The sequence below is a fragment of the Microbacterium sp. genome (assembly GCF_048259935.1).
In the GTDB taxonomy this organism is placed as follows: Bacteria; Actinomycetota; Actinomycetes; order Actinomycetales; family Microbacteriaceae; genus Microbacterium.
Map to the genome: position 1 here is coordinate 261,325 of NZ_JBLXHF010000005.1, position 25,672 is coordinate 286,996.

Below are 25,672 nucleotides of genomic sequence, written 5' to 3' on the forward strand. Positions count from 1 at the left end.
CGAGTGATGTCGGTACCCGCTCGTAGACTGATCGAGTGCCGGAGAACATCTCACTGCAAGACGCTCGCATCGAGGCTGAAGAGCTGACGACGCGCATCCTCGAAGCGAAAGACGCGTACTACGGGCGCGACACCTCGCTGGTCGATGATGCGACCTACGACGGCTGGATGCACCGGCTCGAAGATCTCGAGCGGCTGCACCCCGAACTGCGCGGGCAGGACTCGCCGACGCAGATGGTGGGCGCAGCTCAAGCCACGGGCCTTGCGACGATCGAGCATGCCGAGCGGATGCTGAGCCTCGACAACGTCTTCTCCGTCGAAGAACTGCGTGAATGGGCGGCGAAGACTCGCGCGGCGGCTGGTCGCGATGTCGCGTGGCTCACCGAGCTGAAGATCGACGGCCTCGCCATCAACCTGCGGTACGAGAACGGCGTGCTCACCTCGGCTGCCACACGCGGCGACGGCCGGGTCGGTGAGATCGTCACCGAGAATGCGCTGCGCCTCGCCGATATCCCGAAGCAGCTCAGCGGTGCGGGGCATCCCGAGATCGTCGAAGTGCGCGGAGAAGTGTTCATTCCCGTTGCGGCGTTCGAGGGGCTCAATGCGGCACAGGCTGCGTTCCGGGAGCGTGCGTATGCCGATGCCTTGGGTAAGTGGGAGGCGCGGGGAGGTGCGAAGCGCCCGTTCGAAGAAGACAGGGCGCGAAGTGCTGCGGCACGCCGATTCCCCGCATTCGCGAACCCGCGCAATGCCGCCAGCGGCGGGCTGCGTCAGCAGACCGACAAGAAAGATGGCCTCGAACTCGAAGCCGGCCTCCTGCGAATCGGATCACTGTCGCTGTACGTGCACGGCGTCGGAGCGTGGGAGAACCCGCCGGTAGCCGCACAGAGCGAAGTGTACGAACTTCTCGCCTCATGGGGGCTGCCGACCAGCCCGCATTCGAAGGTGTGTCACTCGATCGACGAGGTCACCGACTTCGTGGCCTACTACGGAGAGCACCGTCACGATATCGAGCACGAACTCGATGGCATCGTGGTGAAGGTTGATGAGCTCGCACTGCACGACGAGCTCGGAATGACCAGTCGGGCTCCCAGGTGGGCGATCGCCTTCAAGTACCCGCCAGAAGAAGTGCAGACGACGCTGCTCGATATCGTCGTCTCGGTGGGGCGCACCGGACGGGCCACGCCGTTCGCGGTGATGGCTCCCGCGCACGTCGCGGGGTCAGTCGTCCGTCAGGCGACCCTGCACAACAAGGACGTCGTCAAAGCCAAGGGCGTCCTCATCGGTGACACCGTTGTGCTCCGCAAGGCGGGCGATGTCATCCCCGAGGTGCTGGGGCCGGTCGTCGAGCGTCGCAATGGCTCCGAGCGCGAGTTCGTGATGCCGGAGAACTGCCCGGAATGCGGCACGCCGCTGCGAGCCATGAAAGAGGGTGACATCGACCTCCGGTGCCCGAACGCCAGGTCGTGCCCCGCGCAGGTGCGCGGACGCGTAGAGCACATCGGCTCACGGGGTGCGCTCGATATCGAAGCCCTCGGCGAAGTCACGGCAGCAGCACTCACCCAGCCGAGCGTTCCAGCGCAGCCACCACTTGACACCGAAGCCGGACTGTTCACGCTGACTCTCGAGCAGATCGTGCCGATCGAAGTCGTCGTCCGTGATGCCGAGACCGGGCTCCCCAAAGAAGACGACGACGGCTCCGTCAAGACTCGTTCGCCGTTCCGCCGCAACCCGACCGCGGCAGAGCGAAAGCGGGGAGTGAACTCTTCCCAGCCTTCCTCGCAGGCGACGAAGTTGCTCGCAGAGCTCGAGAAGGCGAAGACCAAGGAACTGTGGCGCCTGCTCGTGTCGCTGAATATCCGCCACGTTGGGCCCGTCGCGGCTCGCGCTCTGGCCCAGTGGTTCGGGTCGTTGGACGCGATTCGTGCTGCTTCAAGAGATGAGCTGGCAGCGGTCGACGGCGTCGGCGGAATCATCGCCGATTCGCTGCTGGCGTGGTTCGACGTCGATTGGCATGTCGACATCGTCGAGCAGTGGGCCGCGGCAGGCGTGCAGTGGGCGACTCCTGGGCACCCCGGTCCTGGCGCAGCTGTCGTCGAGGGCGGCGTGCTCGATGGTCTCACGGTCGTCGCGACCGGTTCTCTCGATGGCTACTCCAGAGACGGGGCGCAAGAAGCGATCATCACGGCCGGCGGCAAGGCGGCATCCAGCGTCTCGAAGAAGACCGACTTCGTTGCGGCGGGGCCTGGTGCTGGTTCGAAACTCGCCAAGGCTGAGGAGCTCGGCATCCGCATTCTGGATGCTGCCCAGTTCCACACTCTCGTGACCGAGGGGCCCGACGCGCTGGGGTGACTTCCGCGAGAATTGCTCTCCGCGACGAAAATCGCCCTGCCACGCGAATTCTCAGCGGGCAGGGCGATTCTCACTGTGCGAAGTGGGTCAGTCCTTGTGGCGCGGCTTGCGGTACGGCTTGTCATCGCGGGCGGGGCGGTCGCCGTAGGAGGGCCGGTCGCGGCGCTCGTAGCCACCGCGGGATCCACCGTCGCTGGCGCCGCGGCGCCCGGGCGCACCACGGTCAGCCTTGATCTCGATCAGACGACCCGAGATGCGCGTGTCCTTGAGCTTGTCAAGGACCGCGGGGTCCATGTTCGAGGGCAGCTCGACGATGGTGAAGTCCGGTTTGATGTTGATCGCACCGAAGTCATCGCGGCCGAGTCCACCTTCGTTCGCCAGTGCACCGACGATCTGGCGCGGCTCCACACGGTGGCGGCGGCCGATCTCGATCCGGTACGCGGCGTAGTCACCGCGCCCACGACGTTCGCGCGGCTCGCGGGCCGTGCGGTCGCCGCGGTCACGATCGTTGCGCGGGCGGTTGTCGCGAGCGACAGCCGCGGTGAGCGGGTCGTTCTCGGCGTCGAGCAGCAGCGGCGTTGCGCCCTGTGCCACGACGGCGAGGGCTGCGGCGACGTCAGCCTCGGGAACATCGTGATTGCGTACGTAGTGCGCGACGATGTCGCGGAAGGCCTCGATACGCGCGGTCTCGGCGAGAGCCGCGGTGATGCCGTCGTCGAAGCGTGCGAGACGCGTGGTGTTGACGTCATCGGTGCTCGGCAGGGTCATCTGGGTCGGCGCCTGACGGGTCGCCTTCTCGATACTCTTGAGCAGGTAGCGCTCGCGCGGAGTGATGAAGCTGATCGCGTCGCCGGTGCGGCCTGCACGGCCGGTGCGGCCGATGCGGTGCGTGTACGACTCGGTGTCAGTGGGGATGTCGTAGTTGATGACGTGGCTGATGCGCTCCACATCCAGTCCGCGGGCGGCGACATCGGTGGCCACGAGGATGTCGAGCTTGCCGTCCTTGAGCTGGTTGACGCTGCGCTCGCGCTGCACCTGTGCGACGTCGCCGTTGATCGCTGCCGCGGAGTAGCCGCGCGCACGCAGCTTCTCGGCCAGCGTCTCGGTCTCGTTCTTGGTGCGGACGAAGACGATCATGCCGTCGAAGTTCTCGACCTCGAGGATGCGGGTGAGGGCGTCGACCTTCTGCTGGTACGAGACGACGAGGTAGCGCTGGGTGATGTTGGTGCTCGACGCGGTCTTCGACTTGACCGTGATCTCTTCGGCGTCGTGCAGGTACTTCTGTGCGAGCCTGCGGATCTGCGCGGGCATGGTTGCCGAGAACAGTGCGACCTGCTTCTCTGCCGGTGTCTGCGCGAGAATCTGCTCGACGTCTTCAGCGAAGCCCATCTTCAGCATCTCGTCAGCCTCGTCGAGCACGAGGTACTTCAACGCGGAGAGGTCGAGGGTGCCCTTGGCGAGGTGGTCCATGATGCGACCGGGCGTGCCGACGACGACATGCACTCCGCGGCGGAGGGCCGACAGCTGGACGCCGTATCCCTGGCCGCCGTACACGGGAAGGACGTGCACGCCCTTCATCTTCGCGGAGTAGGACTCGAATGCTTCGCACACCTGAAGGGCGAGCTCACGGGTCGGTGCGAGCACGAGTGCCTGCGGAGTCTTCTGCGCGACGTCCAGGCGTTCGAGCACTGGCAGTGCGAACGCGGCGGTCTTTCCCGTTCCGGTCTGGGCCATGCCGACGACATCCCGTCCGCCCAGAAGCGTCGGGATCGTGGCCGCTTGGATCGGCGAGGGTGTCTCGTAGCCGAGGTCGCGGATGGCTTTCAGGACTGGCCCGGTGATGCCGAGCTCCTCGAATCCGGGAAGGGTGGGGGATTCGTCAGTGGGCTCGTTCACAGATGCGTCTTCAGGGGTCACTGACTAAGGCTAGCGCCCCGGGTGGCGCATTCCCTGTGAAGACGCAGTTTCAGACCGAGCCGGTGAGTGCGAGGATCTTGTCTTTGACCTGTCGGCGCAGAACTTTTCCGATGAGTGATTTGGGGAGCTCATCCACCACGAACAGCCGACGCGGCACCTTGTAGGGGGTGAGGATGCTTCGCGTGAACTCGCGGATGGACTCCTCATCGAGTTCCGCACCGGCCTCCAGAACGATGGCGGCGACGACCTCTTCTCCGGAATGATCGCTCGGCAGACCCACAACAGCGACGTCATCGACGGACGGATGCTGACGCAGTGCGTTCTCGACCTCTGTGGGGGACACGTTGAACCCGCCGGTGATGATGAGCTCTTTGATCCGGTCGATGATCCGCACGAACCCGGCGTCGTCGATCGTGACGATATCGCCGGTGCGGTACCAGCCCTCGGTGAAGGACTGTTCGGTCGCCTCCGGGTTGCCGTAGTAGCCGGAGAAGACCTGCGGGCCACGCACGACGAGCTCTCCTGGTGCACCGGGTTCGACGTCCTGTGTCGGGTTGTCCGGGTCGACCACTCGGCACTCGGTGCCGGGCAGCGGAAGGCCGATGGTTCCGGCAACGCGGTTCCCGGCCACGGGGTTCGCCATGAGCACGGGGGAGCATTCGCTCAGCCCATACCCCTCGACGAGGTAGCCGCCGCTGGCTTCTTCGAAAGGCACGACCAGTTCGTGCGGCAGCGCCATCGCGCCCGAGATGGCCACTTCGGTCCCTGCCAGTGAGATGCCCTTGGCTTTCGCTGACTTCAGCAGACGGTCGGCGATCGGGGGCACGAGCGGGAGGAACGTCGGCGGATGCTTCTTCACGACATCGAGCACGAGGTCGGGATCGAACTTCGGGAACAGCACCAGACGGGCGCCCATCGACATCGCGAAGGTGAGGCAGAGAGTGAGCCCGTAGGCGTGGAACATCGGCAGCACGGCGTAGACGACGCATCCGTTGCCGCGCTTTATCGATGGCACCCAGGCGCGCGACTGCGCCGCGTTGGCCAACAGATTGCGGTGGGTGAGGGATGCCCCTTTCGGGGTGCCGGTCGTGCCCGAGGTGTACTGGATGATCGCGAGGTCATCAGTGGCGGGCCGCGGATGCGATGACGGCAGCGGCTCGGACCCGACGACCTGTTCCCACAGCGTCGTACCGCGGACCTTCTCCGTCAGGGCAGCGCGCGATTCGCGAGCCTTGGCAACGGGAAGCCGGAGAGCTGCACGAGTGCGGAGGGGCATTGCGGCGGTGATGTCGACGGAGATGATCGATGGCACTGCCAGATCTTCCGGGAACTCCTGCACGGTCGCGACGACCTTGTTCCACACGATCGCGTGCTTCGCCCCGTGATCTTCGAACTGCTTGCGCAGCTCACGCGGCGTGTAGAGCGGGTTGTGCTCGATGACCACAGCGCCGAGGCGGAGCACCGCGTAGAAGGCGATGATGTGCTGCGGGCAGTTCGGCAGCACGATCGCCACCGGGTCACCGGAGCGGATGCCGCGAGCGTAGAGCCCAGCCGCGGCGCGATCGATCGCCGACTGCAGTTGCGCGTAGGACGTTTCGCGACCGAAGAACTCCAGAGCCGGAGCATCCGGATAGTCGCGCGCCGAGGCTTCGACGATGTCGACGAGCGATCCCGTAACCGGAGGAAGATCTTCGGGAACTCCCTCTGCATAGCTGGCGATCCACGGACGAGGGGGATGATGCGTCGTCATGGTCTTCACCCTATTCGCAATGCAGGCGGGAGGTCTGTGCGGCGCCAACTAGACTGAGACGGTGTCTGAAATCACCCCTGAACTTGTACGCCATCTCGGCGTGCTTGCGCGCATCCAGCTGAACGACGACGAGGTGACGCGGCTCACCGGCCAGCTCGACGCCATCGTCGACAACATCGCGAAGGTCTCCGAGGTGGCGACCGCCGACGTCGCTGCCACGAGTCACCCCATTCCGCTCGCGAACGTCTTCCGTCCCGACGTGGTCGGTGAGACGCTCACCCACGAGCAGGTGCTGCAGAACGCACCGGATGCCGCGGATGGCCGTTTCCGCGTGACCGCCATCTTGGGAGAAGAACAGTGAGCGACATCATCCGCTGGACCGCTGTGGAGCTCGCCGAAAAGCTCTCCACCGGTGAAGTCTCCAGTCGTGAGGCGACCCAGGCGCACCTCGATCGGATCGCCGCGGTCGACGGTGACGTGCACGCCTTCCTGCATGTGAACGAAGGGGCTCTCGCCGCAGCCGACGCTGTCGACAGCGCCCGCGCCGCGGGGGAGCAGCTGCACGCGCTCGCTGGCGTTCCGCTCGCCATCAAGGATGTCCTCGTCACGAAGGACCAGCCGACCACCAGCGGGTCCAAGATCCTCGAGGGCTACATGTCGCCGTACGACGCGACGGTCGTCGCTCGTGCGCGCGCCGCGGGCCTCGTGCCGCTCGGCAAGACGAACATGGACGAGTTCGCGATGGGTTCTTCGACGGAGTTCTCGGCGTACGGACCGACGCGCAACCCGTGGGACCTCGACCGCATCCCCGGCGGGTCCGGAGGCGGTTCGGCTGCCGCCGTCGCAGCGTTCGAAGCTCCGCTCGCCCTGGGATCCGACACCGGAGGGTCGATCCGCCAGCCCGCCCACGTCACCGGAACCGTCGGCATGAAGCCCACCTATGGTGGTGTGAGCCGCTATGGCGCGATCGCTCTGGCATCGAGTCTCGATCAGGTCGGACCTGTGACGCGCACGGTACTCGATTCAGGGCTCCTGCACGACGTCATCGGCGGTCATGACCCGCAGGATTCGACGTCGCTCTCCGACGAATGGCCGTCGTTCGCCGATGCAGCCCGCGAGGGCGCACGTGGCGACGTGCTCAAGGGCCTCAAGGTCGGTGTCGTCAAAGAATTCCCTGACTCCGGCTTCCAACCAGGGGTCGCGGCGTCCTTCCGCGCATCGCTCGACCTGCTCGAGGCGAACGGTGCCGAGATCGTCGAGATCTCCACGCCGCACTTCGAGTACGGCGTCGCCGCGTACTACCTGATCCTCCCCGCTGAGGCATCCAGCAACCTGGCGAAGTTCGACTCCGTGCGGTTCGGTCTTCGCGTCACGCCGGAAGGCGGCGCAACGGTCGAAGACGTCATGTCTGCGACGCGTGAGGCCGGCTTCGGTGACGAGGTCAAGCGCCGCATCATCCTCGGAACGTACGCGCTCTCGGCGGGCTACTACGACGCCTACTACGGCAGCGCGCAGAAGGTGCGAACGCTCATTCAGCAGGACTTCGACAACGCGTTCGCCGAGGTCGATGTCATCGCGACGCCTTCGGCACCGACGACGGCGTTCAAGATCGGCGAGAAGATCGACGATCCGCTGCAGATGTACCTGAACGACCTCACGACGATTCCCGCGAACCTTGCGGGTGTTCCCGGCATCTCGATCCCGTCCGGGCTCGCGGACGACGACGGACTGCCCGTCGGCATCCAGTTCCTCGCCCCCGCACGCGAGGACGCTCGTCTGTACCGTGTCGGCGCGGCTCTCGAGACGCTACTGGTCGACTCGTGGGGAGCCCCGCTGCTCACCCGCGCCCCGCAGCTCGCAGGAGGGAACCGCTGATGGCCGCCGCAGCCAAGCTGATGGACTACGACAAGGCCCTCGAACTGTTCGAGCCGGTGCTCGGGTTCGAAGTGCACGTCGAGCTCAACACGAACACGAAGATGTTCTCGGCGGCGCCGAACCCCGCTAACGAGAAGTACCACGCGGCAGAGCCGAACACACTCATCGCTCCGGTTGACCTGGGCCTTCCTGGCGCGATGCCGGTGGTGAACGAGACAGCGATCCGATCATCGATCAGCCTCGGTCTCGCACTGAACTGCTCGATCGCAGAATCGAGCCGCTTCGCGCGGAAGAACTACTTCTACCCCGACCTCGGCAAGAACTATCAGATCTCGCAGTACGACGAGCCGATCGCGTACGAGGGCTCTGTCGTCGTCGAGCTCGAAGACGGCACACTCGTGACCGTGCCGATCGAGCGCGCGCACATGGAAGAAGACGCCGGCAAGCTCACCCACATGGGCGGCGCGACCGGCCGCATCCAGGGTGCGGAGTACTCGCTGGTCGACTACAACCGTGCGGGCGTTCCGCTCGTCGAGATCGTCACCGACATCATCTTCGGTGCGGAGCACCGCGCCCCGGAGGTCGCGAAGGCGTACGTCTCCACGATCCGCGACATCGTGCGCAGCCTCGGTATCTCAGAGGCTCGCCTCGAACGCGGCAACCTGCGCTGCGACGCGAACGTGTCACTGCGACCTCGCGTCGCCGAGGGCGAAGAGCCTGCGCCGCTCGGGACCCGCACCGAGACCAAGAACGTCAACTCGATGCGCTCTGTCGAGCGCGCGGTTCGTCACGAGATTCAGCGTCAGGCGCAGATTCTCGCTGATGGCGGCACCATCACACAGGAGACGCGTCACTGGCATGAGGACACCGGCACGACCTCACCCGGTCGACCGAAGTCGGATGCTGACGATTACCGCTACTTCCCCGAGCCGGACCTGCTGCCGGTGCAGCCGACCAGCGCGCTGATCGAGGAACTGCGAGCGCAGCTGCCGGAGCAGCCGGTCGCGCGCCGTCGCCGTCTGAAGGCGGAGTGGAACTTCACGGACCTGGAGTTCCAGGATGTCCGCAACGGCAATCTGATCGACGAGGTCGAGGCGACGATCGCCGCGGGCGCCACTCCGGCTGCCGCGCGCAAGTGGTGGACGGGTGAGATCTCCCGCCTCGCGAACGCGCAGGATAAGGACGTCGCTGGTCTCATCACGCCCGAGAACGTCGCTGCGCTGCAGAAGCTCGTCGATGAGGGCACGCTGACCGACAAGCTCGCACGTCAGGTGCTCGAAGGCGTCATCGCCGGAGAGGGCACGCCCCAGGAAGTCGTCGATGGTCGTGGTCTGGCTGTCGTCTCCGACGATGGAGCGCTGATCGCCGCGATCGATGAGGCTCTCTCCGCTCAGCCTGACGTGATGGCCAAGATCAAGGACGGCAAGGTGCAGGCAGCCGGCGCGGTCATCGGTGCGGTCATGAAGGCGATGAAGGGCCAGGCGGATGCCGCTCGCGTTCGTGAGCTGATCCTGGAGCGCGCCGCCCAGTAGGTTTCGCGTTCTCGCTGGAGCCGCTTTTGTCGGTGGTTTCAGCGAGAATGGAATCATGGGGCGCGGTGACGGACGAGGCAGGCTCGTCTCTGCTGACGGAGCGGACGACACCGGCACGCGCATCCTGCACGTCGACATGGACGCGTTCTACGCGGCCGTCGAGGTGATGGACGATCCGTCGCTGCGCGGACTGCCGCTGATCATCGGCGCACCGGATGGGCGATCGGTCGTCTCCAGCGCTTCCTACGAGGCCCGCAGATACGGCGTGCGCGCCGCGATGCCCGTGAGCCAGGCCATGAGGCTGTGTCCCACAGCGAAGATCGTCATGCCGCACTTCGACCGTTACCAGGCGGTCTCACGTCAGGTGATGGCGGTGTTCGAATCGATCACGCCCCTGGTGGAGCCGCTGTCTGTCGACGAGGCCTTCCTCGATGTTCAGGGTGTGCGGCGATTGTGGGGGAGTCCTGGGCAGATCGCACGCCTGGTCAGAGAGCGGGTGCAGGCAGAGGTGGGCATCAGCTGCAGCGTCGGCGTCGCTGCGACCAAGCACGTGGCGAAGATGGCATCGACCATCTCGAAGCCAGACGGAATGCTGATCGTGGCAGCATCCGACACGCTCGACTTCCTGGCGCCGCGGTCCGTCCGCACGATGTGGGGTGTGGGGCCGAAGGCCTCGGATGCTTTGGAAGCACGCGGCATCCGCACGATCGGCGACATCCGCGACTCGCCGCAGGACATGCTCGACCGTGCTGTCGGGCCCGCGCTCGGGGCGCGCATCGCGCAGCTCGCGCGCGGAGAGGACCCGAGGACCGTCGAAACGGATCGGGTCGAGAAGAGCGTCGGACATGAAGAGACGTTCGACGTCGATGTGACCGACCGCGAGTTCCTCCGAGCGGAGCTGCTCCGGTTGGCCGACCGCGTCGCTGTGCGGCTGCGGAAGGCGTCGTGGGAGTGCGCGACCGTCGCCATCAAGATCCGCTTCGACGACTTCGCCACGTTGAGCAGGTCCCAGACCCTCGCCGAGCCCACCTCCGTCGGTCAGCGAATCGGCGAGGCGGCGCAGACGCTGTACGAGTCGATCGATCGCCGCGATCCCGTCCGGCTCGTCGGGGTGCGCGCCGAGAAGCTGCGTCCGGCCGGTGGAGCGGCGTTCGCGCTCTGGGACGACGATGAGCACTGGCGCAAGGTCGAAGGCGCTCTAGACAGTGCGCGAGCCCGGTTCGGCAGCGCCACCATCACTCGCGCCCGACATGTCGGCCGTGGGGAGGGCGGGACTGCACGGCACCCGAAGGATCACGGAGTCGACTGAATGCCCACGCAGAGCCTTCGTCGGCTAGCGTGTAGTCATGCCGAACATTGCACTGGACATCGGAAAGCAAGTCACCTCCTTCGGCGTGAAGAGCGCCTATGGCGAGCCACAGGATGTCGACGGTGTGAGCATCACTCCTGTCGCGCTGACCTGGGCCGGCTTCGGCGGCGGTGCTGACCAGGACGACAACGGCGGCGGCGGTGGCGGCGGGGTGTCTATTCCGCTCGGCGTATACGTCCGGCGGGAAGAGGGCCTCAGGTTCGAGCCCAACATCGTTGCTCTGCTCGCCGTCGCGATCCCATTCGTGTGCGTTGCCGGGCGTGCGCTCTCGCGCGTGATCCGTGCACTCAAGAAGTAACGATCCGCTCGCACAGGCTCTGCAGCGCGGTGCGGCATCCGTCATCGACGCGGTGGTGGCGGTGGAGGCATCCAACCCGGTTGTGGTGATCGACGGGCGTGCGGGTGCGGGAAAGACGACCCTGTCGCGGATGATTGCCGCGAACTGGCCTGTGGCCGGACGGCCTCAGCTGATCGCACTCGACTCGCTGTACCCAGGCTGGGACGGCCTTGACGCCGGTGCAGAGCGGGCACTGCACGATATTCTGCGCCCTCATGCTCGAGGCCTGCTGAGCACCTGGCGGCGGTGGGACTGGGAGCTCGAAGTCGAGGCAGAGGCGCATGCCGTCACCCCTGCGCTCGGTGTCATCCTCGAGGGCTGCGGAGCACTTACTCCGGCATCCGCGCGCTTGGCCGACGTGCGCGTGTGGGTCGAATCTCCGATGGCATCACGTAAGCACAGAGCTCTCGAGCGTGACGGAGATGGTTTCCGACCGCACTGGGAGCGGTGGGCGAAGCAGGAAGAGCGGCACATCACGAGGGATGCGCCGCAGAAACTGGCGACCGTGACGGTCACTCTTCCGTAGCGGCTCTGCCGTCTGGCGACTCTTCGTGTTCGTCGGCGAGCGCGATCATGGTGTCCAGCCGGAACCCGAGCCAGTGGAAGACGTTGAATCGAGGGTCGTCTGCGTCTTCGAGGTCGGAATCATCGGTGATGCGCAAGCGACTCGCGATGATCAGTCGCAGAGCCGTCAGCGTGCGCAACCAGGCGTCGATCTCGTGAGCGCTGACGACAAGCTCGACCTCGGAGCGTTCGTCTCGCTCATCAGCGGGGTCGAGGAAAGGATCGAGGGCACCGCGCACGAGCGCAGCATCGGCGGTGCGGCGGTTGAGCAGGTCATCGCGCGTCGCCATCGTGAACTCGACGGATGCCTCGGCATCCTCAGGGTACGGATTCGGGGTCAAGCGTGCGACGGCCGGATCACGGTCGCTGTGTGTCGCGGTGATCACCTCAGTGAGCTGATCGACGAGATCGGCGAGGTTCACGATCTCGATCATCGCCAGAGGCATCCGGATCTCGACCGGTGTCATTGCGGAGCCTTCCGGACCGTCGCCCACAGCCCATAGTCGTGCATGGCCTGAGCGTGCACCTCCATGGTCTCGCGGGGACCGGTGGAGACGATGGCGTGCCCTTCGTGGTGGACGGCCAGCATGAGGGTGGTGGCGTGCTCGTGCGTGTACCCGAAGTAGGTGCGGAAGACACGGGTGACATAGCTCATGAGGTTCACGGGGTCGTTCCACACGACGACCTGCCATGGTTCGAGTGGCGCCGCGCTCAGACCGACCAGCTCGTCAAGATCTGGGGTTGCAATCGGCGTGCTCATGCCCACCCCAACTCGTGTAACTGTCTGTCGTCGATCCCGTAGAAGTGCGCGATCTCGTGAACGAGTGTGGTGTGCACTTCGTCGCGGAGCTCATCCTCGTTGTCGCACTGGGCGAGGTGCGGCTCACGGTAGACCGCGATCCGGTCAGGAAGCTCGCCCATCCCGTACTGACCGCGCTCGGTCAGAGCCAGCCCGTCATAAAGGCCGAGCAGATCCAGGCTGCCGTCCTCTGGGCGATCTTCGACGACGAAGATGACATTGTCGAGACCATCGACCATCTCGTCGGGCAGCCGGTCGAGCTCGTCGATGACGAGTTCTTCGAAGGCCGCAGCGTCCATGTCCATTGCTCACAAGCCTACGGCTCGCACGCAGTCAGTGGATGAACAGCAGGAGCGCTGCGACGAGCAGGAAGAGCGCACCGAAGATGATGTTGAGAATCCGGATGCCGCGGCGCGATCGAGTCAGGGTTCGGAAGGGTCTCGCGGCGGTCGCGAAGAAGCCCCACATGACGATCACATCGACCGTGACGACCGTTCCGATCAAGATGAGGTACTGCGGGAGTGCTGGTTCGTCGAGGCGGATGAACTGCGGCACGAAGGCGAGGAAGAACACGATCGCCTTCGGGTTCAGCACGTTCACCCAGAAGCCGCGTCGCATCATCGACAAGCGGCCCTCTCGATCGGGCGCGGTGCCATCGGATGCTGCGGGCTCAGGCACACGGGCGAAGATCATGCGGATGCCGAGATACGCGAGGTATGCGGCACCGGTGTACCTGACGATGTCGAACAGGAGCGGTGAGCGGGAGACCAGTAGGCCCACGCCCGCCGCAATGATGATGACGTGCACGATCAGCGCGAGCTGCTGACCGATCACGCCCCATACCGAGCGGCGCCATCCCTGCGCGATCGCATTGGACATCGTGTTGATGGCGCCTGCGCCGGGGGTGAAGCTGATGACGACGGATGCCGCGAGGAGGGAGAGCCAGACAGTCAGCGACATCAGGCAATTCTAGGGGTGGGATCGTCTCACGGTGAGCGAGGTGAATGAGTGCGAAGCGCCGAAACGAGAACGAGGTGTGAACCCTGACTGGTTACACAGTCGAAGGTTCACACCTCGTGTATTTGGGGTGGCTAACGGGGCTTGAACCCGCGACCCCCGCGACCACAACGCGGTGCTCTACCAGCTGAGCTATAGCCACCATGTGTCAGCCGGAGCAGACAACCCGTCTAGTCTATTACACCTCTGAAGCGAACGATGACACCGTGCGCTCGGAGATTGCACGCGCCTCATCACTCGACGGCCCAGGTGCGTCGACGAAGACCGCCTCGCGGTAATACTGCATCTCTCGAATGGACTCGAGGATGTCTGCCAGAGCGCGGTGACCGCCGTTCTTCTCGGGCGACTGGAAGAACACGCGCGGGTACCACCGGCGCGAGAGCTCTTTGACGCTGGAGACGTCGACGTTTCGGTAGTGCAGCCACTGGTCGATCTGCGGCATGTACTTTGCGAGGAACATGCGATCGGTGCCGATCGTGTTGCCGGCGAGAGGCGCCTTGCGCTCTTGAGGAACGAAGCGCTTGATGTACGCGAGCGTCTGCGCCTCAGCATCCGCGAGTGAAACGCCCTCGGGAATCTCTTCGATCAGGCCGGAGGTCTTGTGCATCTCGGTGACGAACTCGCCCATGTTCGCGAGTGCCTCGTTGCTTGGTTTGATGACGATCTGGAAACCGGGATCGACCGGTCGCAACTCGAAGTCGGTTATCACGACGGCGATCTCTACGAGCTCATCGATCGAAAGATCGAGTCCCGTCATCTCGCAGTCGATCCAGACGAGTCGGTCGTTCTCAGACGCAGATACCATGTCCTCATTCTAATGAGCGTGCCGACATCGCCCTGATATCGTGGAGGTATACGCCTTCGTAGCTCAGCGGAAGAGCAACGGCCTTCTAATCCGTCGGTCGCAGGTTCGAATCCTGCCGGGGGCACTTCATCCATTGCGCAGTGCGCAGACCGCATCATCTGCGCACCAGAAATCACCCACCAGGCGAAACGTGCCCGTTGCGAGGTGAAGTCGCTCTGCACGGTATCTGAGCCCCAGCGGGTCGGAGACGATCCGCAGGTGGCCGAGCACGCGGTCGTCATCGTTCTGCACTCGCCACAGATGGGCGGATGCCCGGATCAGCCGTTCACGACTCGAGGTGAGGCGTGGCGTGGCATAGGGGAGTGCGGATAGTTGTGCGAGCTGGGTCTGTGACATCAGATTCTCCTTTCGCCTCGACAGTACGACCGGCCACTGACATTGCACGCAGGGCAGCAGGAGTCTCCTTTTCTCCACTGATCGGCCATTCGTGCGAGTTCTCCACCGAACGTGGTTCTGGGCCGCTTTCGCCTGGTGCCCCAGGTGCACTCTGAGAGGACCCGGGCGAGCCCCGGCATCAAAAGGAGACAAGATGAACGACACTGTGACGATTCTCGGCCGTGTAGGAGGCGACCCGAATCGCAGCCAGACCCCGGGCGGCGTTCCCGTGGTGAACTTTCGCGTCGCAAGTCCGCAGAGCCGCTACGACGCCAAAACGCAGAGCTGGATCGAAACCGGCACCAACTGGTACAACGTCTCGGCATTCCGTCAGCTCGCCGAGCACGCGAAAGCGTCGCTGCGCACGGGCGATGGTGTGATCATCACCGGCAAGCTGCGGCTCCGTGAATGGGAGAGCGGCGGAAAGAAGGGGATGAGCGCTGATATCGATGCCGAGACGATCGGCCACGATCTGCGCTGGGGTGCGAGCGCTTTCGCCAAGGCCCGCCCGGCTGGCGCAGTCTACGTCGCGCCAACGGAGGGGCGAGAAGCCGATGCCACACCTCCTGAAGATGAGGCCCCTGGTGACGACGCAGCGGGTGCGGACGAGGGTGCGGACACGGAGAGCTTCGCAGCCCAAGAGGATTGGGCGGTGCGGGCGTGAGGCCGCAGGTGTGCCTTGCATCGACGCGGAGATGAAAGGCAGCTGGCAGCGTTCGATGGGGCGCGCCCGTAGGATCGGAGCGTGCCCCGTCGACCTGCTCACTCACGTCCCTATGCCGTCGTCGCCGGAGTCTTGATCTCTCTGGGGCTCGCACTCACAGCGTGTGCGCCTGAACCGGCTCCGACGCCGACCCCGACAGTGACAGCGGTGTCGCCCGTGACGGCGGAACCTGCGCCGGAGGGGCCGGTGTTCCATCCGGATGGCACCGCCGAAGACAACCTGCCCATTTTCGAGGCGGTCACCGCGCAGGTGTGGGCGGCATCAGGAAGCTCTTCTGGGCGTGCGTACATCGACGCGCTCGTCGCCGCCGGATTCGATGAGTCTGCGATGCAGGTCACTCAAGACCTCACGACAGTGGGGCACGCGGCAGAGAGCATGCAGTTCTCGGTGCGCTGGGGTGACACGCAATGTCTGGTCGGACAGGTCGGGCCGTCGACCGGCAATCCGGTGACGATGGTGATGGATCAGCTCGCCGAAGGACGATGCCTCGTAGGAAACACCCGACCGATCGACTGGTGACCCCGAGCCGGTAGGCTGGAGTGTCGATCCTCGACGGCTAGCTAAGGAGCGTTTTTCGGTGGCTGAGTATATCTACTCGATGGTTCGTGCGCGCAAGGCGGTGGGCGAGAAGCTCATCCTCGACGACGTGACCATGTCGTTCCTTCCCGGAGCGAAGATCGGTATGGTCGGCCCGAACGGTGCCGGTAAGTCGACGATCCTCAAGATCATGGCCGGGCTTGATCAGCCTTCCAACGGCGAGGCGAAGCTCACGCCCGGCTTCACCGTCGGAATCCTCATGCAGGAGCCCGAGCTCGACGAGTCCAAGAATGTGCTGGAGAACATCCAGGAGGGTGTTGCGATCAAGGCGAAGCTCGACCGCTTCAACGAGATCTCTGCGCTGATGGCAGATCCGGATGCCGACTTCGACACCCTGCTCGCCGAGATGGGCGTGCTGCAGGAAGAGATCGACGCCGCAGACGGTTGGGACCTCGACTCCCAGCTCGAGCAGGCGATGGACGCACTGCGCACCCCGCCGGCCGATGCCGCGATCGCTCCGCTCTCCGGTGGAGAGAAGCGCCGTGTCGCACTGGCGAAGCTCCTGCTGCAGAAGCCGGATCTTCTTCTGCTCGATGAGCCCACTAACCACCTCGATGCCGAGAGCGTTCTCTGGCTCGAGCAGCACCTGCAGGCGTACAAGGGTGCCGTCATCGCCATCACGCACGACCGGTACTTCCTCGACAACGTCGCAGAGTGGATCGCCGAGGTCGACCGTGGCCGTCTGATCGGTTACGAGGGCAACTACTCCACTTACCTCGAGAAGAAGGGCGAGCGTCTCGCCATCCAGGGCAAGAAGGACGCCAAGCTCGCCAAGCGACTGAAGGATGAGCTCGAGTGGGTTCGCTCCAGCGCCAAGGGACGCCAGACTAAGTCGAAGGCTCGTCTGGCCCGTTACGAAGAGATGGCCACTGAGGCCGAGCGCACCAGGAAGCTGGACTTCGAAGAGATTCAGATTCCTGCCGGCCCCCGCCTGGGCAGCGTCGTGATCGAGGCCAAGAACCTGAAGAAGGGCTTCGGCGACCGTGTGCTGATCGACGGCCTCAGCTTCAGCCTTCCGCCGAACGGCATCGTCGGAATCATCGGCGCCAACGGTGTGGGAAAGACCACGCTGTTCAAGACCATCGTCGGCCTTGAGCCGCTCGATAGCGGCGATCTCAAGATCGGTGAGACGGTCAAGATCAGCTACGTCGACCAGTCGCGTGCGAACATCGACCCGAACAAGAACCTGTGGGAGGTCGTCTCCGACGGGCTCGACTTCATCACGGTCGGCAAGACCGAGATCCCCTCTCGGGCGTACGTCTCCAAGTTCGGATTCAAGGGGCCGGACCAGCAGAAGAAGGCCGGTGTCCTCTCCGGTGGCGAGCGCAACCGACTGAACCTCGCGTTGACGCTTAAAGAAGGTGGCAACCTTCTGCTTCTCGACGAACCCACCAACGACCTCGACATCGAGACCTTGAGCTCGCTCGAGAATGCACTGCTCGAGTTCCCCGGTTGCGCTGTGGTCATCACGCACGACCGGTGGTTCCTCGACCGCATCGCCACTCACATCCTCGCGTACGAGGGCACGGACGAGAACCCTGCCAAGTGGCACTGGTTCGAGGGTAACTTCGAGTCCTACGAGCAGAACAAGATCGAGCGTCTTGGACCGGATGCTGCGAACCCGCACCGCTCCACGCACCGCAAGCTCACGCGTGACTGACGACTCGGCAGGCACGGGAATGCGTCTGCATCTCCCCATCCATTTGCGATGGGGAGATCTGGACGCGTTCAACCATGTCAACAACACCTCAATGCTCAAGCTTCTCGAAGAGGCTCGCGTGCGCGCCTTCTGGAGAGCAGCACCGGGGGAGGAAGCGCCCCCAACCGCAGTACTGGACTCCGGGATCGACCAGGGAACCCTCACTCTCATCGCCCGTCAGGAGATCGAGTATCTCGCCCCCGTGCCGTACCAGCGTCGTCCGCTCGACGTGCAGATGTGGTTCGCGAAGATCGGTGGATCAAGCGTCGAAGTCTGCTATGAAGTGTTCAACGACCCCACGAACGCCGAGCGAGTGCTCTACGCGCGCTCAACCGCCATCATCGTGCTCGTCGATGCGCAGACGGGGCGGCCGACCCGCGTGGCAGACGAGATGCGACAGGTATGGGCGCCGTATCTCGGAGATCCCATCACCTACGCGCATCGACGTTAGTCGGCAGCTCCCGGCGCGTCAGGCACACGGATCATGATCTCCTGCGACACGCTCGCAGCGAGAACACCCTCACGCGTGTAGATGCGGCCGGTCGCCAGGCCTCGCCCACCACGCGCGTTCGCTGATTTCTGCACGTACAGCATCCACTCGTCGACCCGTGCGGGACGGTGCCACCACATCGCGTGGTCAAGGCTCGCGACCTTCAGCCCCGGCGTCGACCAGGCGATGCCATGAGCGCGCAAGATCGACTCCTGAATCGTCATGTCGCTGAGATAGGCCAACGCCGCCCGGTGCATCCGTGCATCATCAGGCATGGGCGATCGCAGCCGCATCCAGATGGCCTGGTGGGGGCTGAGCTCGCCATCGGCGGCGAGATAGATCGGCGACTGGACATGCCGAATGTCCGCGGGACGACTTTTGAGCCATTGCGCTTCGCCGCGGACGAGCTCGTCGTCTGAGACGAGATCCTCCGGCGCAGGAATATCAGTGGGCATGGGCGCGGCGTGCTCGAGGCCAGGTGCGTCATCTTGGAACGACGCGATCATCGAGAAGATCGGCACACCGTTCTGGTAGGCCTGCGCGCGACGCGTGGAGAATGACCGGCCGTCGTGAATGCGATCGACCGCGATGGTGACGCCCTGAGCTGAGTCCCCAGGACGCAGAAAGTAGCCGTGCATCGAATGCGCGGCGCGATCGGCAGGCATAGTGCGCTCCGCGGCCAGGAGCGACTGTCCGAGAACCTGTCCGCCGTAGATCCGTCCCGTCGGCATGGCGTGAGAGCGACCAGTGAAGATGTCTTCCGTGGTCCTGGCCTGACTCTCATCAAGATCGAGAACGTCGAGGAGGTGGTCGACGGCTGCTCGAGCCCGCGCATCGGCGCTCATGGCGCTCCCTTCATGACGCCGATTGCGTCCTTGGTAGTTTAGAACGTGTGCAGCCACGCCTCGTTCTCTCCGACTCCGACACCGCGAAGGACGTACTGACCTTTCTCGGTCGTGCGAACCAGATCTCGGATGACGGCATCCGCATCCAAGCGTTCGGAGGCGTGCTGGCGATGACCGCTGCCGCCCTCGCACCGCAGGGGCTCTTCGATCAGACGCCGTCCATCTTGGCGATGCGCATCGTCCATGCCGATCCCGAGCTGGAGTGCGACATCGTCGTCGATGAGCTCACAGCCGACCATGACGATGATCGCCGGCTGATTCTTCCCGAGACCGGGAGGTCTCCGGCGTGGGCAGGAGTCGCGCCCCCGCGCGGCGGCTGGGCGCAGAAGAGTGACCTGGAAGCCGCTGCGGTGGCCAACCGCGCGCAATGGGGCATCTCTGCCGTGGCGCGCGGCGCAACACCGGGAGCCGGCGAAGAAGCCGTCCGTGTGCTGCGGGCAGCGATCTGGGGCGAGCCCGACGAAGAGCTCGACGAGCTTCCTCGGGGCATCGCCTTCGCCGCGCACGCTTTCGGATTCATCTCGGGCGAGGAGCAGGTGCCGGTGACGGTCTCGGGGCGCTGGACGCGCCTTGCCTTCCGCCGTGGACATGTGCTGTCGCGTGGGCCGGTCGCAAGCGGACTGACGGCAGTGCGATCGACGGGTGCCTCAGCCGGCTGACCAGCAGAATCAGCGTGCGGCGGCGCGTCCGGCCTGCCGACCGGAGAACAGACAGCCGCCGAGGAATGTCCCTTCCAAGGCTCGGTAGCCGTGCACTCCGCCGCCACCGAATCCGCTGGCCTCACCGGCTGCGAAGAGCCCAGGGATGACAGCGCCGGCAGCATCGAGAGCGCGTCCGTCCAGATCCGTCTTGATTCCACCGAGAGATTTCCGTGTCAGCACGTGCAGCTTGACGGCGACCATCGGCCCGGCAGAGCGATCCTGCAGTCTGTGCGGTGCCGCCGTGCGGATGAGCTTGTCCCCGCGATAAGAGCGCATGGAGCGCAGCATCCCCATCTGCGCGTCCTTGGAGAAATCATTCTCGATCTCGCGGTCACGAGCGGTGACTTCGCGGCGGACGTGCTCAATATCCAGCACATCGCCGCCAGGATGTGCGCGCATCTGCTCGAGGAGTGAGTCCAAATCGTCCTCGACGATGAAGTCTGCTCCCTCATCGAGGAACGACTGCACCGGCCCGGTCGGACCCTTCGCCAGGCGTGACTTCAGCAACAGGCCGACGTCCTTTCCGGTGAGATCAGGGTTCTGTTCGCTGCCGGAGAGCGCGAACTCCTTCTCGATGATCTGGCGGGTCGTGATGAACCAGGAGTGATCATGCCCGGTTGTCCGCAGATGCTCGAGCGTGCCGAGTGTGTCGAAGCCGGGGAACAGCGGCACCGGGAGCCGCTTGCCGGTCGCATCGAGCCACAGCGAAGACGGTCCGGGGAGGATGCGGATGCCGTGCATGGGCCACACCGAATCCCAGTTCTGAATGCCTTCGACGTAGTGCCACATCCGATCTCCATTGATCAGATGCGCGCCTGCGGTCTCTGCGACGGCGTGCATCGAGCCATCGACGTACGCGGGGACGCCGGAGAGCATGTGTGCAGGGGGCGTGCCCAGGCGTGCGGGCCAGGCAGCGCGCACGAGGTCGTGGTTGCCGCCGATCCCGCCGGAGGAGACGATCGTCGCTCCAGCAGAGACCTCGAAGTCGCCGATGACCTCGCGAGACGAGGGGACACCGCGCTCGACTGCGCTGTCGGCGAGCACATCGCCGCGTGCACCGACGATCGCGCCATCCGCGGTGAGGAGCTCAGTCACCCGGTGGCGCGGGAGGATCGTTACCGTTCCGGCATCCTCGGCGCGGTGAACGGCCTCATCGAACGGGGCGACGATCCCAGGACCCGTTCCCCAGGTGATGTGGAACCGGGGCACGGAGTTGCCGGGGCCGATCGCGCCGTAGCCACCGCGTTCTGCCCAGCCGACGACGGGGAAGAAACCGACGCCTCGTTCGCGCAGCCAGGCGCGCTTCTCTCCCGCGGCGAACTCCAGGTATGCCTCGGCCCACCGGCGCGGCCACTCATCCTCGACACGGTCGAAGCCGGCGTTGCCGAACCAATCCTGCGACGCGAGCTCGAGCGAATCCTTGATCCCCATCCGCCGCTGCTCCGGCGAGTCGATGAAGAACAGCCCACCGAAAGACCACCATGCCTGACCGCCGAGGTTCGAGCGGGGCTCCTGGTCGACGATGATCACACGACGACCCGCCGCTGCCGCCTCTGAAGCGGCGACGAGGCCTGCCAGACCCCATCCGATGACCAGGACATCTGCGGATAGGGGCGTGCGTGTCATGTGTTCTCCGTTGAATCCTCACTGATGCTGCGCGGGTCGAGCATGGTGCGCGTTCCCGGGCTCGTCGCGGCCGAAGGCAGCGTATTCACCATGGCATATGCGGCGCGCTCGAGGTAGTCCCAGAACGTCGCGTCGTGGAGTGGGGACAGCTGGATCTCGTCGAGAGAGGTGCGCATGCACCGCAACCAGCGATCGCGTGCGTCGGGATCGATGCGGAAGGGCTGGTGGCGCAGGCGCAGCCGCGGATGGCCGCGCTTCTCGCTGTAGGTGGTCGGCCCGCCCCAGTACTGCGCAAGGAACATCGTGAATCGCTCGGCAGCAGGACCGAGGTCCTCCTCGGGATACATCGGCTTCAGCACAGGATCGAGAGCGACTTCGCGGTAGAAGCCGTCGACGATCCGCTCGATGGTGTCGTAGCCGCCGATCTCGTCGTAGAACGTCATCTGTCCTTCTCTGGTGTCTCGGGTGCCTGCTTGGGGTTCTTCTTGCGCCAGATGCCACGTGCGGGTGCCGGGACCCCTGTGACGGCGTTGGGCCTGGTCGTCGGAGGGTTCGCACCGCGAACCCGGCGGGCACCCTCGAAGCCCTCCGGCACGACAGATTCCATCGAGGGGATCTGGAGATCGAGCGCCTCGATCGCACTCTTCAGACGCATGCGCAGCTCTTGCGCTGCGTCGTCCATCGCCGTGGCACGTGTCTTAATCACCACGCGGACGACGAGCGCTTCGCCGGTGATCGACTCCAAGCCCCACACTTCAGGACGTTCGAGGATGCGGGTGCGCCACTTCGGATCCTTTGCGAGGCCCTGCGCTGCGTCGAGGAGCGCGGTTTCCACCTTCGACAGATCAGCATCGGCCGGCACGCCGATGTCGACGATGGCGCGGGCCCAGCCCTGCGACATGTTGCCGATGCGGGTGACTTCGCCATTGCGCACGTACCAGAGCGTGCCGTTGACATCTCTAACATGCGTGATGCGCACGGCGACGTACTCGACCACTCCGGATGCCAGGCCCATGTCGACCATATCGCCGATGCCGATCTGATCCTCGGCCACGATGAAGAGACCGTTGAGCACATCCTTGACAATGTTCTGGGCGCCGAAGCCGAGGCCCGCGCCGATCGCTGCGGTCAGCAGAGTGAGGGACCCGACCAGGTTGGGCGCGAGCAGGTTCGTGATGAGCACGAGAGCGACGATCGCGACGGCCACGTTGACGATGTTCTGCAGGATGCTGCCGAGCGTGCGGGTGCGCTGGACGAGGCGCATGTCAGCGAGAGGTGAGCGCTCGAGGGCCTGCGTGTCATCCACGTTCGCCTTCAGCTTCGCACTGCTGACGATGCGGGTGACGACACGCCGGATGACCAGGCGAAGCACGAATGCGATGCCGACACAGATCGCAATGATCAGGATGATCTGCAGGATGTTCTGCCCTGCTTCGAGCAGCCAGCGCAGAAACGAGCCCCACAGCGTTGCCAGGTCATTGAGGACGGGCGGCGGCTCAGGGGGTGCATCGAATGGAATGAACGGCACCTCCTGATCCTACCGATCAGGCGTGCGCTTCAGGCTCCTCACCGTCGCGCGACTGCGCGTAGAGAGCACGCTCGACATCGGCAAGCTCCTCACCGACCAGGCGGCGAAGCGCGGGAGCGGCATCCTTGTTGTCGGCCAGCCATGCGCGGGTGGCATCACGCAGTTCGACGCTGCCGAGAGCTGTGGGATAGAGCCCGACGATGAGGTAGTTCGCGATCTGATAGGTCCGCGACTCCCAGACGTCGGTGAGCATGTCGAAGTAGCTCTGCACGAACTCTCCGAGCACACCCACGCTGTTCGGGTGGACGAAACCGGTTGCAGCCGAGCGCACGATCGTGTTCGGCAGATCGGCGTTGTCGATGAGCGACGCCCAGGCGGCGCGTTTGTCTTCGACCGTCGGCAGTGCGGCACGAGCCTGGGCGGCGAACTCCGCACCCTTGGAGGTGTTGTCCGCGGCGAGGGCAGCATCGATGGAAGCCGCGTCAGTCGCGCCGATCGAGGCGAGTCCGACCAGCAGCTGCCACGACAGGTCAGCGTCGATCTCGAGGCCGGGGAGGGTATCTTCGCCCGAGCGGAGGCGACCGATGATCCCCGCGTGCTCGGAATCGACCAGCGAAGCGGCGAAAGCGGTGACGAACTGCAGTTGGCTGTCGCTGCCTGCCGGGGCGCTTTGTGCGAGGTCCCACAGCGCATCCGCGATCTTCAGACGAGCTGCGTCGCGCTGTACGGGGGCGACGTAGAGCGTTGCGGCGGTGCGCAGCTGCGCGAGCGTGGTGCGGATCGTGGTCGACTCGGTCTCGCGCCCGATGTTCCCGAGCACGAGGTCGATGTAGTCGGATGCTGCGCTCTCGGCGTCGCGCGTCTGATCCCATACAGCGCCCCAGATGAGCGAGCGAGCGAGCGGGTCAGCGATGTCCCCGAGGTGTGCGATAGCCGTTGCCAGCGACCGCTCGTCGAGGCGGATCTTCGCATAGGCGAGGTCGTTGTCGTTGAGCAGCACGAGATCAGGCCGCTTCTGCCCCTGGAGCTCGGGCACCTCTGTGCGGTCACCATCGACATCGATCTCGACGTAGTACGAGCGCGTGAGAGCGTCGTCCTCGAGGTTGTAGAAGCCGATGCCCAGACGGTGCGGGCGAATCGTCGGATAGTCCGCAGGAGCAGTCTGGGTGATGGCGAACCGTGTGATGAGACCGTCGACGTCTTCAGCGATGACCGGGGAGAGCGTGTTGACTCCGGCGGTCTCCAGCCATTTCTTCGACCAGGTGCTGAGGTCGCGACCGCTGCTCGCCTCGAGCTCGGTGAGCAGGTCGCTCAGCTCGGTGTTGCCCCAGGCGTGCTTCTGGAAGTACTGGCCGACGCCAGCGAAGAAGGCGTCGATTCCCACCCAGGCAGCGAGCTGCTTGAGTACCGATCCGCCCTTGGCGTAGGTGATGCCATCGAAGTTCACCTGCACGTCTTCGAGATCATTGATCTCGGCCATGATCGGGTGCGTGGAGGGGAGCTGGTCCTGGCGGTACGCCCAGGTCTTCTCCATGGCGTTGAACGTGGTCCATGCTTCGGTCCACTCCGTTGCCTCGGCGGTCGCGATGGTCGATGCCCATTCAGCGAACGACTCGTTCAACCAGAGATCGTTCCACCACTTCATGGTGACGAGATCGCCGAACCACATGTGCGCCAGCTCATGCAGGATCGTGACGACGCGACGCTCCTTGACGGCGTCGGTCACCTTGCTGCGGAACACATAGGTCTCGGTGAACGTGACCGCGCCCGCGTTCTCCATCGCTCCGGCGTTGAACTCCGGCACGAACAGCTGGTCGTACTTCGCGAACGGGTACGGTACGCCGAACTTCTGCTCGTAGTAGGCGAAGCCCTGGCGGGTCTTGTCGAAGATGTAGTCAGCGTCGAGGTGCGCCCACAGGCTCTTGCGTGCGTACACACCGAGCGGGATCACTCGTCCATCTGCGCTGGTCAGCTCGGAGAACGTCGACTCGTACGGTCCCGCCACAAGCGCAGTGATGTACGAGGAGATGCGCGGGGTGGGCTCGAATCCCCACGTCGCCGTGTTGCTCTCATCGTGGTTGATCGGCTCTGGCGTGGGGGAGTTGGAGATGACCTTCCACGAGTCAGGCGCGGTGACGGTGAACTGGAAGGTGGCCTTCAGATCGGGCTGCTCGAACACCGCGAAGACGCGGCGCGAATCGGGCACCTCGAACTGCGAGTACAGGTAGACCTCTTCGTCGACGGGGTCGACGAAGCGATGCAGACCTTCGCCAGTGTTCGTGTAGAGGCAGTCCGCATCGACGACGAGGATGTTCTCCTCCTGCAGGCCCGTCAGCGCGATGCGAGAGTCGGCGAAGACCTCGGCGGGGTCCAGCTGCTCTCCGTTGAGCGAGATCTCGCGCACGTCGCGCGCAATCAGATCGACGAAGGTGAAGCTGCCCGGCGTCGCGGTGAAGCGCACGACGCTTCGAGATCCGAAGACCTCGGCGCCCTTCGTCAAGTCGAGCGAGACCTCGTACGACTGCGTGTCGATGAGGGCGCGGCGCTCCTGCGCTTCGATGCGGGTGAGGTTCTCTCCAGGCACAGCTTTTCTCCCAGGGGTTCGGGGTATCGCTTAGATCCGACGCGGCTGGCGCGGAAGGCAACCATGA

Annotated in this window: 25 protein-coding genes and 2 tRNA genes; 13 read left to right on the plus strand and 14 right to left on the minus strand. The window is 64.8% G+C overall.

Translation table 11 applies throughout. The annotated features are described in order from the left end of the window. The first annotated feature begins 35 nt into the window (after positions 1–35). The gene (gene ligA, locus ACN0RC_RS10920; protein ID WP_417511598.1) at positions 36–2,351 is read left to right on the plus strand and encodes an NAD-dependent DNA ligase LigA; all 2,316 of its coding nucleotides are present in this window, start codon (positions 36–38) and stop codon (positions 2,349–2,351) included. Positions 2,352–2,438: 87 nt separating this feature from the next. Here ligA and ACN0RC_RS10925 read toward each other — a convergent pair whose 3' ends face one another. Both ACN0RC_RS10925 and ACN0RC_RS10930 read right to left on the minus strand, forming a co-directional pair. Further along, complete coding sequence (locus tag ACN0RC_RS10925) at positions 2,439–4,268, minus strand: DEAD/DEAH box helicase (RefSeq protein ID WP_417511600.1); 1,830 nt, start codon at positions 4,266–4,268, stop codon at positions 2,439–2,441. Between the two features lie 49 nt (positions 4,269–4,317). Then, positions 4,318–6,018 (minus strand): long-chain-fatty-acid--CoA ligase, encoded by a 1,701-nt coding sequence (locus ACN0RC_RS10930; protein WP_417511602.1) that lies wholly within the window; start codon positions 6,016–6,018, stop codon positions 4,318–4,320. 61 nt (positions 6,019–6,079) lie between these two features. Here ACN0RC_RS10930 and gatC point away from each other — a divergent pair, with 61 nt between their 5' ends. The 6 genes from gatC to ACN0RC_RS10960 are packed head-to-tail and all read left to right on the plus strand — an operon-like array spanning position 6,080 to position 11,657. Further along, a complete protein-coding gene (gatC, locus tag ACN0RC_RS10935; RefSeq protein ID WP_417511604.1) occupies positions 6,080–6,379 on the plus strand; it encodes an Asp-tRNA(Asn)/Glu-tRNA(Gln) amidotransferase subunit GatC in 300 nt (99 codons plus the stop codon). Next, positions 6,376–7,893 (plus strand): Asp-tRNA(Asn)/Glu-tRNA(Gln) amidotransferase subunit GatA, encoded by a 1,518-nt coding sequence (gene gatA, locus ACN0RC_RS10940; protein WP_417511606.1) that lies wholly within the window; start codon positions 6,376–6,378, stop codon positions 7,891–7,893. Before gatC ends, gatA begins: the two co-directional genes overlap by 4 nt. Beyond that, a complete protein-coding gene (gatB, locus tag ACN0RC_RS10945) occupies positions 7,893–9,425 on the plus strand; it encodes an Asp-tRNA(Asn)/Glu-tRNA(Gln) amidotransferase subunit GatB (protein WP_417511608.1) in 1,533 nt (510 codons plus the stop codon). The genes gatA and gatB overlap by 1 nt, the downstream gene beginning before the upstream one ends. A gap of 55 nt (positions 9,426–9,480) precedes the next feature. Further along, on the plus strand, positions 9,481–10,734 hold the full coding sequence (gene dinB, locus ACN0RC_RS10950) for a DNA polymerase IV (protein WP_417511610.1): 1,254 nt from the start codon (positions 9,481–9,483) through the stop codon (positions 10,732–10,734). A gap of 37 nt (positions 10,735–10,771) precedes the next feature. After that, a complete protein-coding gene (locus ACN0RC_RS10955; RefSeq protein WP_417511611.1) occupies positions 10,772–11,092 on the plus strand; it encodes a hypothetical protein in 321 nt (106 codons plus the stop codon). Further along, the gene (locus ACN0RC_RS10960; RefSeq protein WP_417511613.1) at positions 11,076–11,657 is read left to right on the plus strand and encodes a hypothetical protein; all 582 of its coding nucleotides are present in this window, start codon (positions 11,076–11,078) and stop codon (positions 11,655–11,657) included. Before ACN0RC_RS10955 ends, ACN0RC_RS10960 begins: the two co-directional genes overlap by 17 nt. Here the strand turns inward: ACN0RC_RS10960 and ACN0RC_RS10965 are convergent. The 6 genes from ACN0RC_RS10965 to orn all read right to left on the minus strand — a co-directional run bounded on the left by ACN0RC_RS10965 (position 11,644) and on the right by orn (position 14,316). Continuing rightward, positions 11,644–12,162: a DUF2017 family protein gene (locus ACN0RC_RS10965; protein WP_417511614.1), complete on the minus strand. Its 519-nt coding sequence runs from the start codon at positions 12,160–12,162 to the stop codon at positions 11,644–11,646. The two genes, ACN0RC_RS10960 and ACN0RC_RS10965, sit on opposite strands and share 14 nt — an antisense overlap. After that, positions 12,159–12,455, minus strand: coding sequence for an ATP-dependent Clp protease adapter ClpS (gene clpS / locus ACN0RC_RS10970; RefSeq protein WP_417511616.1), 297 nt, complete (start codon positions 12,453–12,455; stop codon positions 12,159–12,161). The genes ACN0RC_RS10965 and clpS overlap by 4 nt, the downstream gene beginning before the upstream one ends. Then, the gene (locus tag ACN0RC_RS10975; RefSeq protein ID WP_417511618.1) at positions 12,452–12,799 is read right to left on the minus strand and encodes a metallopeptidase family protein; all 348 of its coding nucleotides are present in this window, start codon (positions 12,797–12,799) and stop codon (positions 12,452–12,454) included. Before ACN0RC_RS10975 ends, clpS begins: the two co-directional genes overlap by 4 nt. 28 nt (positions 12,800–12,827) lie before the next feature. Continuing rightward, on the minus strand, positions 12,828–13,454 hold the full coding sequence (locus ACN0RC_RS10980) for a LysE family translocator (protein WP_417511620.1): 627 nt from the start codon (positions 13,452–13,454) through the stop codon (positions 12,828–12,830). Positions 13,455–13,577: 123 nt separating this feature from the next. After that, positions 13,578–13,653 (minus strand) — tRNA-His (locus ACN0RC_RS10985). Between the two features lie 36 nt (positions 13,654–13,689). Further along, entirely contained in the window at positions 13,690–14,316 is a 627-nt protein-coding gene (orn, locus tag ACN0RC_RS10990; protein WP_417511622.1) for an oligoribonuclease, read from the minus strand. 52 nt (positions 14,317–14,368) lie between these two features. On the opposite strand from orn, the gene ACN0RC_RS10995 reads away from it, so the two are divergent. Continuing rightward, positions 14,369–14,440 (plus strand) — tRNA-Arg (locus ACN0RC_RS10995). Between the two features lie 2 nt (positions 14,441–14,442). Here the strand turns inward: ACN0RC_RS10995 and ACN0RC_RS11000 are convergent. Then, entirely contained in the window at positions 14,443–14,712 is a 270-nt protein-coding gene (locus ACN0RC_RS11000) for a hypothetical protein (protein ID WP_417511624.1), read from the minus strand. Positions 14,713–14,905: 193 nt separating this feature from the next. Here ACN0RC_RS11000 and ACN0RC_RS11005 point away from each other — a divergent pair, with 193 nt between their 5' ends. The 4 genes from ACN0RC_RS11005 to ACN0RC_RS11020 all read left to right on the plus strand — a co-directional run bounded on the left by ACN0RC_RS11005 (position 14,906) and on the right by ACN0RC_RS11020 (position 18,222). Further along, complete coding sequence (locus ACN0RC_RS11005; protein WP_417511626.1) at positions 14,906–15,415, plus strand: single-stranded DNA-binding protein; 510 nt, start codon at positions 14,906–14,908, stop codon at positions 15,413–15,415. 81 nt (positions 15,416–15,496) lie between these two features. Continuing rightward, the gene (locus ACN0RC_RS11010) at positions 15,497–15,994 is read left to right on the plus strand and encodes a DUF6993 domain-containing protein (RefSeq protein ID WP_417511628.1); all 498 of its coding nucleotides are present in this window, start codon (positions 15,497–15,499) and stop codon (positions 15,992–15,994) included. 58 nt (positions 15,995–16,052) lie between these two features. After that, on the plus strand, positions 16,053–17,732 hold the full coding sequence (gene ettA / locus ACN0RC_RS11015) for an energy-dependent translational throttle protein EttA (protein WP_417511630.1): 1,680 nt from the start codon (positions 16,053–16,055) through the stop codon (positions 17,730–17,732). Between the two features lie 19 nt (positions 17,733–17,751). Continuing rightward, positions 17,752–18,222, plus strand: coding sequence for an acyl-CoA thioesterase (locus ACN0RC_RS11020; protein WP_417511706.1), 471 nt, complete (start codon positions 17,752–17,754; stop codon positions 18,220–18,222). On the opposite strand, the gene ACN0RC_RS11025 is transcribed toward ACN0RC_RS11020, so the two are convergent. After that, positions 18,219–19,106, minus strand: a complete 888-nt coding sequence (locus ACN0RC_RS11025; protein WP_417511632.1) for an acyl-CoA thioesterase — start codon at positions 19,104–19,106, stop codon at positions 18,219–18,221. The genes ACN0RC_RS11020 and ACN0RC_RS11025 overlap by 4 nt on opposite strands. A 47-nt stretch (positions 19,107–19,153) precedes the next feature. Between ACN0RC_RS11025 and ACN0RC_RS11030 the strand changes: the two genes are divergently transcribed. Further along, on the plus strand, positions 19,154–19,825 hold the full coding sequence (locus tag ACN0RC_RS11030; RefSeq protein WP_417511634.1) for a hypothetical protein: 672 nt from the start codon (positions 19,154–19,156) through the stop codon (positions 19,823–19,825). 9 nt (positions 19,826–19,834) lie between these two features. On the opposite strand, the gene ACN0RC_RS11035 is transcribed toward ACN0RC_RS11030, so the two are convergent. The 4 genes from ACN0RC_RS11035 to pepN are packed head-to-tail and all read right to left on the minus strand — an operon-like array spanning position 19,835 to position 25,605. Next, positions 19,835–21,493, minus strand: coding sequence for an FAD-binding dehydrogenase (locus ACN0RC_RS11035; protein WP_417511636.1), 1,659 nt, complete (start codon positions 21,491–21,493; stop codon positions 19,835–19,837). Continuing rightward, entirely contained in the window at positions 21,490–21,936 is a 447-nt protein-coding gene (locus ACN0RC_RS11040) for a globin (protein WP_417511638.1), read from the minus strand. The genes ACN0RC_RS11035 and ACN0RC_RS11040 overlap by 4 nt, the downstream gene beginning before the upstream one ends. Then, the gene (locus tag ACN0RC_RS11045) at positions 21,933–23,012 is read right to left on the minus strand and encodes a mechanosensitive ion channel family protein (protein WP_417511708.1); all 1,080 of its coding nucleotides are present in this window, start codon (positions 23,010–23,012) and stop codon (positions 21,933–21,935) included. The genes ACN0RC_RS11040 and ACN0RC_RS11045 overlap by 4 nt, the downstream gene beginning before the upstream one ends. A gap of 25 nt (positions 23,013–23,037) precedes the next feature. Next, a complete protein-coding gene (gene pepN, locus ACN0RC_RS11050; protein WP_417511640.1) occupies positions 23,038–25,605 on the minus strand; it encodes an aminopeptidase N in 2,568 nt (855 codons plus the stop codon). Positions 25,606–25,672: the final 67 nt, after the last annotated feature.